Annotated in this window: 13 protein-coding genes; 12 read left to right on the top strand and 1 reads right to left on the bottom strand. The window is 53.8% G+C overall.

The genetic code is table 11. The features are described 5' to 3' along the window. The first annotated feature begins 34 nt into the window (after positions 1-34). Positions 35-796, top strand: a complete 762-nt coding sequence (locus J4772_RS36675; protein ID WP_247740957.1) for an N-acetylmuramoyl-L-alanine amidase — start codon at positions 35-37, stop codon at positions 794-796. Positions 797-1,070: 274 nt separating this feature from the next. Here the strand turns inward: J4772_RS36675 and J4772_RS36670 are convergent, their stop codons facing one another. Then, positions 1,071-1,259, bottom strand: coding sequence for a YjzC family protein (locus J4772_RS36670; protein ID WP_209073661.1), 189 nt, complete (start codon positions 1,257-1,259; stop codon positions 1,071-1,073). 176 nt (positions 1,260-1,435) lie between these two features. Here J4772_RS36670 and rpsF point away from each other — a divergent pair, with 176 nt between their 5' ends. The 11 genes from rpsF to J4772_RS36615 all read left to right on the top strand — a co-directional run bounded on the left by rpsF (position 1,436) and on the right by J4772_RS36615 (position 14,974). After that, the gene (rpsF, locus tag J4772_RS36665; protein WP_116060959.1) at positions 1,436-1,723 is read left to right on the top strand and encodes a 30S ribosomal protein S6; all 288 of its coding nucleotides are present in this window, start codon (positions 1,436-1,438) and stop codon (positions 1,721-1,723) included. 69 nt (positions 1,724-1,792) lie between these two features. Next, positions 1,793-2,308 carry a single-stranded DNA-binding protein gene (gene ssb / locus J4772_RS36660; protein WP_209073660.1) on the top strand — a complete coding sequence of 172 codons (516 nt, stop codon included), beginning with the start codon at positions 1,793-1,795 and terminating at the stop codon, positions 2,306-2,308. Between the two features lie 20 nt (positions 2,309-2,328). After that, positions 2,329-2,652: a 30S ribosomal protein S18 gene (gene rpsR, locus J4772_RS36655; protein WP_116060957.1), complete on the top strand. Its 324-nt coding sequence runs from the start codon at positions 2,329-2,331 to the stop codon at positions 2,650-2,652. 214 nt (positions 2,653-2,866) lie between these two features. After that, on the top strand, positions 2,867-7,609 hold the full coding sequence (locus J4772_RS36650; protein WP_209073659.1) for a cadherin-like beta sandwich domain-containing protein: 4,743 nt from the start codon (positions 2,867-2,869) through the stop codon (positions 7,607-7,609). A gap of 34 nt (positions 7,610-7,643) precedes the next feature. After that, positions 7,644-7,829, top strand: a complete 186-nt coding sequence (locus J4772_RS36645) for a hypothetical protein (protein WP_209073658.1) — start codon at positions 7,644-7,646, stop codon at positions 7,827-7,829. Between the two features lie 258 nt (positions 7,830-8,087). Continuing rightward, a complete protein-coding gene (locus J4772_RS36640; RefSeq protein WP_116060954.1) occupies positions 8,088-9,848 on the top strand; it encodes a sensor histidine kinase in 1,761 nt (586 codons plus the stop codon). Between the two features lie 5 nt (positions 9,849-9,853). Beyond that, positions 9,854-11,275, top strand: coding sequence for a helix-turn-helix domain-containing protein (locus J4772_RS36635; RefSeq protein WP_209073657.1), 1,422 nt, complete (start codon positions 9,854-9,856; stop codon positions 11,273-11,275). 166 nt (positions 11,276-11,441) lie between these two features. Beyond that, positions 11,442-12,029, top strand: coding sequence for a type 2 periplasmic-binding domain-containing protein (locus J4772_RS37740; RefSeq protein ID WP_209073656.1), 588 nt, complete (start codon positions 11,442-11,444; stop codon positions 12,027-12,029). 12 nt (positions 12,030-12,041) lie between these two features. Further along, positions 12,042-13,103, top strand: a complete 1,062-nt coding sequence (locus J4772_RS36625) for a type 2 periplasmic-binding domain-containing protein (protein ID WP_209073655.1) — start codon at positions 12,042-12,044, stop codon at positions 13,101-13,103. A gap of 72 nt (positions 13,104-13,175) precedes the next feature. Then, positions 13,176-14,066, top strand: a complete 891-nt coding sequence (locus J4772_RS36620) for an ABC transporter permease (protein WP_116060951.1) — start codon at positions 13,176-13,178, stop codon at positions 14,064-14,066. Positions 14,067-14,083: 17 nt separating this feature from the next. Beyond that, positions 14,084-14,974 (top strand): carbohydrate ABC transporter permease, encoded by an 891-nt coding sequence (locus J4772_RS36615; protein WP_371822812.1) that lies wholly within the window; start codon positions 14,084-14,086, stop codon positions 14,972-14,974. The last annotated feature ends 23 nt before the right edge of the window (positions 14,975-14,997 follow it).

The following is a 14,997-nucleotide window of genomic DNA, read 5'->3' as shown; positions in this document are numbered from 1 at the left end:
GGCGAATCCCACCTGAATAGGAGTGTTGACGGATATGGACAAGCATCTGCGCAGCTCTTGGGTGCTACGGGTGTTGATCGTATGGATAGGGACGGGAATGCTGGCCGGTATATGGCCATACGAAGCAACCGCTGCAGGGGACAAAGCTAAGGCAGACGACAAGCCGGTCGTCTGCATCGAGGCCGGACATCAAGCCAAGGCCAATCTGGGGCTCGAACCGATTGCGCCGGGCAGCAAGAAGAAGAAGGCGAAGGTAGCCGGCGGGACAAGCGGCGTGGCAACGAAGAAGCCGGAGTATAAGCTGACGCTGGAAGTGGCGCTAAAGCTGGAGAAGGCGCTGGCCAGCGATTATCGAGTCGTGATGGTACGCCGGACGAATGATGTGAATCTGTCGAACAGCGAGAGGGCGCTAGTCTGTAATAAAGCCAAGGCGGATGTCATGGTACGGCTTCATGCGGATGGCAGCACGGATGCGAAGGTGAAGGGAATGACGTTTTTCTTCCCATCCGCGAACAATACATATACGAAAGCGATCGCGAAGCCGAGCAAGGAAATGGCCAAGATCGTCTCGGAACAGGTGATTGCCGAAACCGGAGGCAAGCTGATCGGGGTTCGGGAACGAGGCGATCTGACGGGCTTTAATTGGACGAAGGTTCCGACCTTCCTGATTGAGATGGGTTTTATGACGAATAAAGAGGAAGACAAGCGAATGAGCGATCCCGAATATCAGGACGCCATTGTCAAAGGGATTAAACAGGGCCTCGATCAACGCTTTAAAATAACGAAGAACCCTTAATCAAGGGTTCTTCGGGCGACGGTTAATGAGTTGCTTTGAGACGTAACCAATGTTGCTGAGTTCAACTCAGCTCTTCGGTGACCGGATGTCTGAAATCGATGTGTTTGCAGACTGTGTCTTTAGCACAACGCCTCGCTTCCGTTACCTACTCCGATGGGACGTAATCTCTTGCGGTTGTTGCCCGAATTCGTTCAACGGAACCACACCTCTCGTTTGCCGTCGCCGAAATATAGAATGTCCGGTTTGTGTTCGCCTTATTCATCCGACAATAATATTATCGCTGACGTTTTACTTTTTTCCACTTACGGTTATGGTTGGTCGTCTCCGGGAACTTCTCTCCTTTGCGCAGATGCACATGCTGAGGGTTGTTGATTCCCATATGAAAAGAGTCCTCGCCGACTTCCATGTATTCGCCGTCGTTTGGAGCGTGTTGTCCGGGTTCGAATTGCGTTTGCTCGCCCATAGCCTTCACCTCCTGTCGTGGAGTTAGTGTAGCGCGAATTTCCTTGCGATATTCAGCCCATTGTGATAAAGTATTCAGGTATGCTATAGAATGCATACTCCTTGCTTCCCAGCCGAGAGCCAAGCTGTCGGTCTGACAAGTGGGAGGCCAAAAGACCTTAAGGAGGTGAACGGAAGATGCGCAACTATGAGTTGATGTACATCATCCGTCCGGACGTGGAACAAGAAACCGTTCAAGCTGTCACGGAGAAATTCCAGGGCATCATCGGGAACGGCGGAGAGATCGTTAAGCACGACTTGATGGGTAAACGTCGTCTTGCTTACGAGATCAACAAGCACCGCGAAGGGACGTATGTGCTGGTTCATTTCAAGGGAACGTCGGAAATCGTGACGGAACTTGAGCGCGTTCTGAAGATTACGGACGAAATTATTCGTCACATGGTCGTCAGAGAGCAAACTGCGTAAACCGCACAACACCGGGCGGACAACCGCCGTGAGATTTACAATGCCATGTCAATGTGGAGGGAAACCGCGATGCTGAACCGAGTCATTCTCATAGGACGCCTGACCAAGGACCCTGAACTGCGCTACACGCCTGCAGGAGTAGCCGTTACCCAATTTACGCTGGCGGTAGACCGTTCGTTCTCCGGCAATCGGGAAGAACGAGAAGCGGATTTTATTCCAGTCGTTACTTGGAGACAGCTTGCCGAGACGTGCGCCAATTACCTTCGCAAAGGTCGTCTGGCCGCAGTGGAAGGCCGCATTCAAGTGCGCAACTACGAGAATAACGAAGGTCGACGCGTCTATGTGACGGAAGTGATCGCCGACAACGTTCGATTCCTGGAATCGCCTAACCGCGAAGGCGGCGGTGGACAAGGAAGAGACGATGCTTACGGCAGCGCTCCGGCACCAAGCGCAGGAGGCGGATACGGCGGCAGCGGTAGCAATCGCAGCAATGCCGGATCGCAGCGCAGCAGCGGCAACAATAACGATCCCTTCGCCGATGACGGGCGACCGATAGACATATCGGACGATGATCTGCCATTTTAACTGGAAAGGACGGAGAACAAATGAGCGAACAACAAGCACAGCCACAAGCACGTGAAGAGCGCCCAGCGCAAGGTGGCCGTCCAGGCGGCGACCGTGAGCAACGCGAGCCTCGCAAGTTCCGCCGCGGCGGACGCAACAAGCGTAAGAAGGTTTGCTACTTCACCGTAAATAAAATCACTTACGTCGACTACAAAGAGCTGGATCTTCTTCGCAAGTTCATCAGCGAGCGCGGCAAAATCTTGCCACGCCGCGTGACGGGCACGAAAGCGAAATACCAGCGTATGTTGACTGTAGCGATCAAGCGCGCTCGTCAAATGGCTCTTCTGCCATACACGACGGAGTAGGCTTAACGACAAGAGACACGGCCATTTTATGGTCGTGTCTCTTTGCGTTTTTGGGTAAGGATCTTTTCAGGCAGTCTACCTATTTTGAAGTATATTTTGAGAGCCGGCCAAGTTATAAGCGTTAATACCTCTAAGGGAGTATAGCCTTTCGCGAGCGTATTCTTTAAGCTATAGCATGGAATACACTCGCATTTCGGATGAAAGGAATAACCCTATGAAAAAACGCAGAATCCCTTCCTTGCTGGCAGCTGTTGCACTACTGCTGCCGTTGCTTGGCGTTCTGACAACAGCCGGCCCCCTCACACCAGCCAGTGCGGCTGCTTTCCAAGGTCAACTGATGACAACCTTCAACATGGTGTTCAACCAAACCTACAACGGACGAGCGACTCACTATCTATACAGCGTAAACGGCACGGTCCATGAAACCTTTGATCTGCCTCCTGCGGCAGCCGCCTGGGCTACGCCGTCAAATTTCTACGAGGAGGGCTGGTTTCGTAACAGTACCCAAGAGGTCTTTACCTATAGCTTTAATGGCCAAGTCATGCAAACAACCGATCGGATGAGTATTCCGCCGACAGCCGCATGGGCCACAATCTCTTCTTTTGAAATAGATGAGGATCCCGGTCAAGCTATTCGTAATCCGATCTTTCATTACTCGGTCAATGGTACCGATGTGCTGACTACGGGAGCCGCAAACGAAATCCCGCCGAATGCGATGTGGGCGGCGCTTGTTTCCTTCGACACGAAGTGGGTGAGGATCACTAATGTGCAGTTTACATCCTATACTTTGAGCCGATCGCTTCCGTCCGTCGTATCTTTTTCGATTTCGTCGGATAGCGGTGATCCGCAATATGCCAGGGTGGGAGATTCTTTAACGCTTAAGCTTGTCACCGACCGCTTAATCATGAAGCCGATCTTGAGAATGGCCAACCGAACTCTGTTCTCCGAAGGGAGCGGTACAACGTGGGAAGGAGGCCTCTATCTATTTAATTATAATGTCGAGGAAGGACCGATTCCGGTATCGGTAGAATTTTATACGGAGGAAGGGGCCCCGGGGCCGATTCTTACGGCGACGACGGACGGGACGGCGTTGATCCATGACAAAACGGCTCCTTCGATCTCCTATACGCTGACGCCGGCGGGCGCGACAAAGCAGGACGTGACCGTGCAGGTTACGGTATCCGATGCGGGCAGCGGAGTGGAGCAGACGAAATGGGCGGAAGGCTCCCGAGACGTTTCTTACTTTGCGACGGGAGGCAACGCGACCGATAGCTTCATCGCGAGCGAGAACGGAACCTACACCTTGTATGCGCGCGACCGCATCGGCTATGAATCCCTTCAGCAGGTGACGGTGTCCAACATTGACCGCGAAGCGCCGACGCTGGTGCTGACGCCGAGCACAACCGAGCTGACAAGCGAGGATGTCGCGGTAACGGCAACGGCGGTCGACAATGTCGCGATCGAAAAGCTTCTCTGGGCGGAAGGCGCGAGAAACGCTGCTTACTTCGCAGCAGGAAACGGTACAACTTTCTCCGATGCGTTTTCCGTGAACGAAAATGGAACCTACACCGTCTACGCAGAGGATACGGCCGGCAATGTAACGCTTGAGAGCATCACGGTATCGAATCTGCTGCGTCAGGCACCTTCGATATCGCTAACGCCTTCACCTGCATCTCTCACGAACGAGCGAGTAACAGTCGATATTGAAGCCCGTCCCGTAAGGGAGGCTGCCGGTAATTCGCTTGCCGCGCTTCGATGGGCCAAGGGAGAATATGCCGCAGCCTTCTTTGCGGCCGGAGGCGGTCAAGATGCGCTTCCGACACAAAATTTCGAGGCGGACGAAAATGATCGCTATTCGGTGTATGCGCGGGATGCAGTAGGCAACGAAGCGGTCTCAACCATCGACATTTCCAATATCGACAGCGAGGCGCCGACGATAGTGTTGACGCCAAGCACGATTACGCCAACGAACGAAAACGTGACGGTTGCCGTAATTGCGGCGGACTCAGGTAGCGGTCTGGAGAGTGTACGTTGGTCGGCGGAGGGGTTCGAACCGGGCACCGCGTGGACATCGTTCGAGGTGGTTGACGACGAATTCACCGTGGAAATCAACGGGACGTATACAGTGATAGCCTCTGACAAGGCGGGCAACCAAACGATAACTACGCTGGACATTACGAATATTGATCGTGAAGCGCCGACCCTGGCGCTAACGCCAAGCATAACTGCGCCGACGAATTCGGATATCGCGGTCGCGGCCACTGCGACTGATAATGTTGCAATCAGCAAGCTGCTCTGGGCGGAGGGAACGAGGAATGCCGCATACTTCAAAGCCGGCAACGGTACATCGTTTACCGGAAGCTTCCCCGTTACCGTCAACGGAACGTATTCCGTGTACGTTGAAGATACGGCGGGCAATACAGCCCTGAAAAGCATAACGATATCCAACCTATTCCGACAGGAGCTAACGATCGCGTTAACTCCATCCTCGATTTTCTTGACGAACGAGCCGGTTACGGTTGACATTGAAGCCCATCCCGAAGGGGAGGACGACGGTAATCCGCTTATCGCACTACGCTGGGCTAGCGGAGAAAGGGATGGCGCGTTCTTTGCGGCCGGAGGCGGTCTAGATGCGCTTGCGGAGCAAGAATTCAAGGCCAATGAGAACGGTCGCTATTCAGTGTATGCGCGAGATACGGCAGGTAATGAGGCGATATCGTCTATCGAACTATCCAACATTGACCGTGAAGCGCCGACGCTATCGCTTATTCCAAGCAGGATTGAGCCAACGAACAAAAATGTAACGATTGCCGTAAGTGCGGTGGATTCGGGCAGCGGTCTGGAGAACATCCGCTGGTCGGCGGAGGCGTTCGATCCGGATTCCCCGTGGACGTCGACCGAGGTTGTCGATCGTGAATTCACTGTCGAGACCAACGGGGCGTATACGGTGGTTGCCGCCGACCGTGCAGGCAACAGGACCGTCCGACAGGTAATCGTGGAGAACATTTTCCTTGACGCGCCGACGCTGTCACTGGTTCCGGAGACGACTGAGCCGACAGGCGGGAAGGTTACCGTATCCGTTCAAACGGAGGCAGTAGGGGACGGAAATGCCCTCTCGACTATCCTTTGGACTGCGGGAGAAAAGGAGATCAGTTATTTTCCCGAAGGACAAAGCGAGAATATCACATTAAGCAAGCAGTTCGATGTGCAGGCCAACGGAACGTATACCGTCTACGTTCGCGATGCCGCCGGCAACGAAATACGCAAGACGATCGTAATCGATAATCTTCGGCGCACGAATGCTGCGCTTGCCTCGCTTATTGCGCTTAACGGGGAGGAAGCGTTGACGTTCTCCAGCGCTTTCGATCCCGAGCGGCTGGAATATGCGCTTAACGTCGGGCAACAAGTAAGCGCGATTAAGCTGAAAGCTTCGGCGGCAGATACGGATGCCTCGATCACGGTAAACGGCAAGCCGCTTGCCGGTGGAGAATCCGTATCGATCCCGGTAACATACGGATCAAATACGATTCGGGTTGTCGTGTCAGCACAGCTACCCTCCGTGCAGAGGAGCTATACGATCCAGGCAACTCGCCAAAGCCCGCCATCTTCCGGAGGGGCAACCGGATCGCCCGCTGGAGGAGCGACCGATGAATTATCGTCCGCGGCATTCACGGTATGGTTAAACGGCAAGCCGACCAAGGCGGCATTGATCGAAACCTTCAGCCGCAGTTCGGATGGACGGGTCATAAAAGAATTAAAGCTCGAGGATGCCGCGGCGATCACAGCTCTCGCACAGCAAAGCGGAGTGAACGAGCTTCGTATCGGATGGAGCGCCCAGGCTGATCCGTTAACCGAGGCCGTCAGGCTCCAACTGTCCGCTAAAGCGCTGAGCCAGTTGTCGATGTCCAACATCCGGTTGACGCTGGACGTGGGCGCCGTTGCCTATGAATGGCCGACAGGAAATTCAATCCCATCCGACAGCAAGCTGATTGTACAACTGAAGACTCTTCAGCAGCCTGCGGATGCAGAGCTGACGTTGAATCGGGCCCGCAAAGCCGGTGCAGGCGCGGATCGGGCTAAGTTAGTGGGCGTTCCTGTTGAAATAACGGCAAATCCCGGGAATTCGGCGGGAGCAGAAGCCGCCTGGCTAGTGCTGCCTCTGCCGGACGGACTTGAATCAACTGCCTTGCGAAAGCTGGCCGTCTTTCTGGAGAACGGCGACGGCACGAGTTCGATTGTACCGGGAACGATTCGTTATGACTCCAAAGGTCGCGCAACCGGCATCGCAGTAAGCTCGGGGGCTTCCGCCCGCGTCTCCGTGCTGGAAGCCGAGCCGATCGAGGCTATGTTCACTCCTTATGTCAGCGGGTATGCTGCAGGCAGCTTCGGTCCTCAGCGCGCAGTAACTCGGGCGGAGTTGGCCGCTCTGCTGGCTAAGCTGACACCTGCGGACAACGATGCCCGCACAGCAAGCGACGGGGCGGCGGCCTTCCGGGATGTGCCGCAAGCGCACTGGGCAGCTAAGGCCGTCGAGGAGGCGTACGCCAAGGGCTGGATGGGAGGAAAATCTGGCAGGCAGTTCAGTCCCAACGATTCGCTGACCCGCGCCGAGCTAGCCGTAGTGCTTGTAAGGTGGCGCGAAGCCCAGGCGGCAGGGCTTCCCCGATTCGCGGATGCGGCATCTCATTGGGCGGCTTCATCTATCGCCGCGGCCGAACGAGAGGGCTGGATTAACGGCTTCGCCGACGGTAGCTTCCGCCCTGAGCAGAACGTGACCCGCGCCGAAATGGTCGTACTGTTAAATCGCGTGCTTGGACGTCCGGCTCTGCCGGATGGCGGATCGAGCTGGTCAGATGTGCCTGAGTCCCACTGGGCTGCCCCTGCCATTCGTTCCGCTTCGCAAAGCTTCGCAGCGCTTCGCTACCTCAGCGGGGAAGTTGAGTTGCTCGGCAAGTGAACAGGCTGACTATTTCCGTTGAGAAGCTGCGGCAATGGACGTAAGAGAGAGAGCAAAAAAGAAGACGGTCAAATATCAAGAACAAGAGCAAGAAAAAGAAAAAGAGCAGACTATCGAAAACGGTAGCCCGCTCTTTTTTGTGCTTCACACAGGGCGATCAGGAACTCTTGATTCTCCATTGCAAATAAAGCGGATAGTCTGGCTTATTTCCATCTGTTGAGCCAATACAGCGCTCTTAAAGCGGAAAGCCCGCTTTATTTTTCAAAAAATCAGCTTTTACCGAATTTAAAGCGGAGAACCGACTCTATTTCCCTCAAAACAGTCTATTTCCCACATTTAAGGCGGATAATCCGCTTTGGTGCATGGCTACTAGGTTGCTGTTATTTCCAGGATTTGTTATTCCTGAAGTGTTAGTAGCCAACCGATCAAGCTCTCGTGTTATAATGGCTGAAAAAAACGGAGCAAGGTGGTTGAGGCGATGGAATGGCGGTTGTCGTTTCCGAGCATGGGGAATTTTTCATTGCATTCGCTGAAGAATAGGGTGGCTGCCGTTCTGCTGCTCAGCACGATCATTCCGCTCGTGCTGAGCGGCGGCATATCGTATTTCTCGATTACGTCGATTTTGGAAAACAAAATTCAGAACGGTGTGCACAGCAACCTCAAGCAGGTGCAAATTTCCCTTGTCAATACACTCGCCAATCTGAACCACGTGTCTCAGCAGCTTGCTTTTAACGGTACGGTCGGGCGCGATCTGTCCAAATACCTCGAGATGGACGATCTTCTCCTGAAGGATCGGCTGGGCAAAGAGATTCAGAACAATGTGAATCTCATCAATTTTACGAATCCCGACCTCGGCCGCATGTTCTACTATTTTGCCGATACGCAGAGCTATGTGTTTCCGGAGCCGATGCTGAGCGACCAGTTCGTCCCGGAGAGCAATCCTAAGCTGCTGCAGCAGGGGGAGCTGACCTATTACGGGCCCCACCAAACGGCGATGTCGCGTTTCATCGATCGGATGGTGCTGTCCGCTACTCGCAAGGTGGACGTTCCCGGCTACGATAACCTGTACATCTATATCGAGACAAGCTTCCAATTGACGCAGAACGTGCTGCAAGCGGATAATACATCCATGAACGTAGGGCATCTGCTTGTTAACGAAAACAATCAGGTGACCTACAGCGAGAATGCCCAGCTGTTTCCCGTCGGAAGCCGGTATGAGCCTGCCCGCAATCGCGAGGGCATCTATGAGACTCAGGGCAGCCTGCTCTTCGAAGAGCCGCATGCGCAGGGCTGGAAGCTTGTCGCCGTCATTCCGAAGGAAAGCTACAACAGCGAGAAGAATTTGTGGATTCGCCAGTTCGCTCTGTTCACCTGTGTCTCGATCCTGATTGCGTTGGTGTGCTTCTGGACGATCTGGCGGACGATCCGCAAACCGCTTGCCCGGTTTAATAAGGAGATCAAGCAAGTTCACGACAGCAACTTTCACTCTCCGCTCAAAATGACCAAAATCATCGAGTTCGATTTTCTGCTGCGAAAGTTCCAGCAGATGAGACAGCAAATCTGGGAGCTGCTGCAGGAAATTAAGGAGAAAGAGAAGCGGAAGACCGAGATGGAGGTCGAGAAGCTGCTGTTTCAGATCAATCCGCACTTCATCCACAACACGCTGGATACGATCCGTTGGTTGGCGCGTTCACAGGGCATGAAGGAGATCGACAACCTGATCTCGGCGCTTAATCGGGTTCTCTATTACAATATGGGCAAGGGCGGCCCTTCGACGATCCGGGAAGAAATCGCAGCTTTGAAGGATTACGTCGAGCTGCAGCGCATCCGGTACGATTTTGCGTTTACGGTTAACGTTCATGCCAATGAGGATGTTCTTAATTTGCCGATTCCGCGATTCATTTTGCAGCCACTGGTGGAAAATAGCCTGTATCACGGGTTAAAGGACGAAGGGCGGATCGAGGTTCGCATCGAAGCGGTGGAAGGGCGTTATGCGAGCATTCAAGTGCAGGATAACGGAGCCGGCATGAAGGAAGAGGAGATGAAGCGGCTATTGGAGAACCATACTCGCGAACGACGCAAAGTCGGGATGGGGATTGGACTTTATTATGTCAATCGCATGATCCGTGCACAGTATGGAGATACCGCGAGCTTTGATATTAGCAGTGAATCGGGGAAAGGGACGACGATGGCTATTCGCATTCCGCTGGATGAAGAACGCAGCATGGAGGAGAGCTGAGACGCATGATCAAAGTTCTGGTTGTCGATGACGATAGATTGGCGCGGCGGGGGATCATCGCGGAAATGCCGTGGGACGCATTTGACATGAAGGTGGTCGGGGAAGCGAACAACGGGGAAAACGCTTTGGAGTTTTTGCGGAGCGAGGAAGTGGACCTGTTGATTACCGATCTTGCCATGCCGATTATGTCGGGGCTCGATCTGATGCGAGAGGTGCAGCGTCTCTATCCGAAGATCTGGTTTGTCGTGCTTACGTTTCACCAGGATTTCGAACTGATCCAGGAGGCGCTTCGTATCGGGGCGATCGATTATATTGCCAAGACGCAAATCGAGGATGCCCGGATGGAGGAGGTGCTGGAGCGAATCAGCGAACGGATCCGGCGCAGTCAGGAAGCTTCCCTTCCCAACGCCGAACGGAGATCGGCCGAGCCGAAGGCCGCCGCGGATTCCATGCTCGTATATATCGCCGCCGGCGCCGGACAGGCCGACTTTGGCGCGCTCTGGAAGCTTCCGTCCATGGCAGGACAAACGATACAAGAGGTAAGATTGGGGCTGTGGACCGCATTCCCGGAGCGGGAAATGACGGATGAAGACGTTGCGGCGATGAAGAGAGAGCTGGTCGAGCTGGGGTTGGAACGGCAAGTTACGGTGCTGCACATTCGCGGAATACGCGATACGGATCGCGAGCAATTGCTTAAGCATCTGCTGCGGTACAAGGAAATATCTTTGTTTTACGAACGCAAGCCTGGCGTCTTCTATTACGAATATACCGCCGAGCGATTGCAGGAGCCGTATCCGGGATGGAGCGACGAAGAGCTGCGCAGGAATCGCGACGCTTGGTCTTCGCTGCACTGGATCGTTCGTACCGGCGCGTACGAGGAGCTGCTGCAAGAGATCGAGAGAGCAAGACCGTCTGCGGCGCAGCTCGCCAACCTGTTCTATACCGCCAGAATGAGCTGGGTTCGCATCTCGCGCGAGGAAGCGGGCATCGAGGAGGAAATGCCGGGCACAGGGGCGCTCTGGAGCGAATGGACAGGCTGGCTGAGCGCGGTTCGCGGCAAGCTGCGGGCGATCGTGGCAAAATCGGCTTATTCGGAGGAAATCGCCCAAAGCATTATGTCGGCGGTCGATTACATCAACCTCCATCTTGAGGAGGACATTCGCCACAGCGATCTGGCCAAGCAAGCGAATATGAGCAAGGGGTACTTCAGTCAATGCTTCAAAGAGATCGTTGGTCGTACGTTCCACGATTATATTCGCGACGCAAGAATCGAAAACGCGCAGTTGCTGCTCGCGGAAACGAAACAGCCGATCTACCGGATCGCGGAACAGTGCGGGTATGCGAACGAGAAGTATTTTAGCAGAGTATTTCGCGAACAAACCGGTAGGCTTCCAAGCGAATACCGGCAAGAGAAAGCTAAGGTATAATTTGTTCCGCCAAGAGGTACACTTTTTCACACTTGCATTAGTCGACGCTTTGAGCAGCGTTAATTATTGTCCCAATCGCAGGAACGCAGCGTCTCTCGGGCGCTGTCTTTTTTGTTTTAAGATAGGGATTGTAAACAAGGAACATCACAACAAAGGGGATGGGAACATGAAGGGGAAGCACAAGAAATTCGGCCTTCTGATGCTGGCTTGCTCGCTTGCATTTGTATCCGCTTGCAACAGCAATAACAGTAATAGCGGCAGCAGCGCGCCCTCAAGCGCCTCCAACTCGGGGGAGTCGCCGTCTGCTCAGGCGTCGGGCGTCGGTTCGGAAACGATCGATCCGCTGGGCAAATACGCCGAGCCCGTCACAATGACGATCGGGAAAGCGGTGCCTCCGGACGATAAGACGCTGCCTGAAGGGGACACGGTAGAGAATAACCAGTTTACACGCTATTTCGAGGAGAAGCTTAACTTGAAGTTCAAAGCGGCTTGGATAGCGGCTCAGGGCGACGCATACGATCAGAAGCTGGCGCTTTCCATCTCCAGCAACGATCTGCCAGATGCAATGGTCGTGTCCGAGAAAGAGTTGAAAACAATGGTGAAAGCCGGCCAGCTCGAGGATCTGACAACGGTATACGAGCAATATGCGTCTCCGTATTTGAAACAGATGTACGATGCGACGAACGGCAAGGCGTTCAAGAACGCGACCTTCGACGGCAAGCTGATGGCGCTGCCGAACCTGAATGTCGATTAAGATCCGATCAAATTGCTGTGGGTGCGTCAGGATTGGCTCGACAAGCTCGGTCTCAAGCCTCCTCAAACCGTCGATGAGCTGGCTGCGATTGCCAAAGCTTTCATCGAGCAGGACCCGGATGGCAACGGCAAGCCGGATACGTTCGGTTTATTGGGGGATTCGGACAATACATTCGGACCGTTATACTCCGCGTATCAGGCTTATCCCGGCATGTGGCTGAAGGATGCCGACGGCAAGGTCGTCTATGGAACGACGACTCCGCAGATGAAAGAAGCTCTGGGCAAGCTTAGTGAGATGTACGCGCAAGGTTTGCTGGACAAGGAGTACGCAATTCGCAAGGACACGTCGGAACTAATCAACGGCGGGCGCGCCGGAATGTTCCTGTTCGGCGGCTGGTCCACAGGCTGGGGCTTGTACGATTCGTTCAAAAACGACCCGAAAGCGGTATGGAAAGCGTACGCGCTTCCGCTGGACGGCTCCGGTCAGTACAATGCGACATTAGGGCCGGTTAGCTCGCTATATTTCGTTGTGAAGAAAGGTTATTCCAATCCGGAAGCGCTCGTGAAGTACTTGAACCTGTATGCGAATGTCGAGAACGATGCCGAAGCGATGGCCAAATTGATCAATGGCGTTAATGCGGCGTACTTCCCGCTTCGCGCTACGTTCGTGGAACCGAATATTGTGACCAATCGGTTGAAGGCGGTTAAGGAAGCGCTTGACGGCAAAATCCAACCGGAGCAACTGAGACTCGACCAGAAGGACGTCTACGACAAAGTCGCCGCGAACAACGCCGATCCGGGCAAGGACCCTGGAAGTTGGATGTACAGCACTTCCTATATGGTCGGCGGCGGAGCGCTGGAATCGCCGATGAACAAAGTGTTGGGCGTGTTCTATTCGCAGACGAAGTCGATGGAGCTGAAATGGCCGGCGCTGAAAAAGATGGAAGCCGAGATGATTACGCAGATTATCATGGGCAGAGAATCGCTGGATGCGTTCGACTCCTTCGTGGCCGAGTGGAAGAAGAGCGGCGGCGATCAGATTACCCGGGAAATTGAAGAGCAATTAACGGAATAAGCGGATTCGGGCGTTCGTCATCGCGTATTGCGGCGAACGCCCGTTCTTCGGAAAGAGCGGGTGAGCGGCTTCATGAGAAATCGGCGATTTCAGTTTCATTATCATTTGATGATGCTTCCCGGTATTGTGGTGCTGTGTATCTTCAGCATCGTACCTATGCTAGGCGGCGTGATCGCGTTTCAGGATTTTAATCCGGGTCTCGGCTTTTTCCGTTCGGAATGGGTAGGGCTGGACAACTTTCGATATCTGTTCGAGCTTCGCGACAGTCGAACGATCTTCTTCAACACCGTTTTTATCGCGCTAATGAAAATGGCCGCCCATCTGATCGTACCGCTTCTTTTCGCACTTATGCTGCATGAGCTGCGATTCGGCAGGCTAAAGCGTTGGATTCAAACGATCGTCTATTTGCCTCATTTTCTATCATGGGTCATTTTGTCGGGGATCGTCATTCAACTACTGTCCTCGGAGGGGCCGATTAATCAACTGATCGTCGCGTTGGGCGGTCAATCGATCATGTTTCTCGGAGACAACAATTGGTTTCCCTATGTGATCGTAGCCAGCGACACGTGGAAGGAATTCGGGTTTGAGACGATTATTTACTTGGCCGCTCTGACCGGAATCAGTCCGGATCTGTACGAAGCGGCAGAGGTCGACGGCGCAAGCCGGATGCGAAAGCTGATCCACGTTACGCTTCCCGGCATCGCGACGACGGTTGTACTGCTGGCTACGCTCAGTCTGGGCAATATTCTGAACGCCGGCTTCGATCAAATTTTTAACCTGTACAATCCGCTCGTCTATGCGTCCGGAGATATTATCGACACCTACGTATACCGGGTAGGATTGTTGAACATTCAATACGGTCTCGGGACGGCGGTCGGATTGATGAAATCGGTTGTTTCATTCCTTTTGATCGTTATGTCTTACTGGATGGCTTCCCGGTTTGCCAATTATCGGGTCTTTTAACGGGGAGGGGGAGAGCCGTGCAGGCTATAAGTACGAATACGCGAAAGCTGACGATAACGGACTATTTGCTCGCTACCCTGCTTGTGCTGATTACACTTGCATGCATAGCGCCGATCTGGCACACCGTTGCGGTGTCTCTGAGCGATAAGTCGGCGGTGGAGGGCGGCAAAGTGCTGTTTGTGCCGGTCGATTTTACGTGGAACGCCTATCTGAAAATATTGGACGACGCCAAGTTTTTCCGCGCATTCGCGGTATCGCTGGAGAGGGTTGTGCTTGGAGCGGGCATTCAGTTTCTGCTGACTGTACTGATGGCTTATCCGCTATCGATGAATGCCAGAGAGTTTAAAGGCCGTAATGTCTACATGTGGTTTATCGTCTTTACGATGCTGTTCGGGGGCGGATTGATTCCGTGGTACTTGGTGGTCAAGTCGCTCGGCATGCTCAATTCGATCTGGGCGCTCGTTATTCCGGGAGCCGTACCTGTCTTCAACGTGATTCTCGTAATGAATTTCATGCGCAATCTGCCCAAGGAGCTGAAGGAAGCTGCTTACATCGACGGCTCGGGTCCTTGGCATTTGCTGCTTCGCATCTATATTCCGGTGGCCGTCCCGGCGCTCGCTACTGTAACGCTGTTCAGCATTGTGGCGCACTGGAACGATTTTTTCCAAGGACTTATTCTGATGAGCAAGCCCGAGAACTATCCGCTGCAGACGTACATTCAGCAATTGGTCGTGCAGCTCGATCTGAACGAGACGGATTCCGACAAGCTGGAGCAGGCGGCGAAGCTTTCGAACAAGTCGCTGAATGCGGCGAAAATATTTGTCACGATTATTCCGGTACTGCTCGTCTATCCGTTCCTGCAACGCTATTTCATTCACGGCATCACGCTGGGATCGGTGAAGGAGTAATCGGGCATCTGTGCAGAAGGAAG

It is taken from the genome of Cohnella sp. LGH, assembly GCF_017671885.1.
Taxonomy (GTDB): domain Bacteria; phylum Bacillota; class Bacilli; order Paenibacillales; family Paenibacillaceae; genus Cohnella; species Cohnella phaseoli.
Note: the sequence above shows the minus strand (reverse complement) of the source record. Positions and strands in the feature narration are given on the sequence as shown.

Excerpts from the sequence above, each read along its gene's own strand:
- J4772_RS36675 (WP_247740957.1), top strand. The coding sequence starts at position 35 with ATGGACAAGCATCTGCGCAGCTCTTGGGTGCTACGGGTGTTGATCGTA.
- J4772_RS36670 (WP_209073661.1), bottom strand. The coding sequence starts at position 1,259 with ATGGGCGAGCAAACGCAATTCGAACCCGGACAACACGCTCCAAACGAC.
- rpsF (WP_116060959.1), top strand. The coding sequence starts at position 1,436 with ATGCGCAACTATGAGTTGATGTACATCATCCGTCCGGACGTGGAACAA.
- ssb (WP_209073660.1), top strand. The coding sequence starts at position 1,793 with ATGCTGAACCGAGTCATTCTCATAGGACGCCTGACCAAGGACCCTGAA.
- rpsR (WP_116060957.1), top strand. The coding sequence starts at position 2,329 with ATGAGCGAACAACAAGCACAGCCACAAGCACGTGAAGAGCGCCCAGCG.
- J4772_RS36650 (WP_209073659.1), top strand. The coding sequence starts at position 2,867 with ATGAAAAAACGCAGAATCCCTTCCTTGCTGGCAGCTGTTGCACTACTG.
- J4772_RS36645 (WP_209073658.1), top strand. The coding sequence starts at position 7,644 with ATGGACGTAAGAGAGAGAGCAAAAAAGAAGACGGTCAAATATCAAGAA.
- J4772_RS36640 (WP_116060954.1), top strand. The coding sequence starts at position 8,088 with ATGGAATGGCGGTTGTCGTTTCCGAGCATGGGGAATTTTTCATTGCAT.
- J4772_RS36635 (WP_209073657.1), top strand. The coding sequence starts at position 9,854 with ATGATCAAAGTTCTGGTTGTCGATGACGATAGATTGGCGCGGCGGGGG.
- J4772_RS37740 (WP_209073656.1), top strand. The coding sequence starts at position 11,442 with ATGAAGGGGAAGCACAAGAAATTCGGCCTTCTGATGCTGGCTTGCTCG.
- J4772_RS36620 (WP_116060951.1), top strand. The coding sequence starts at position 13,176 with ATGAGAAATCGGCGATTTCAGTTTCATTATCATTTGATGATGCTTCCC.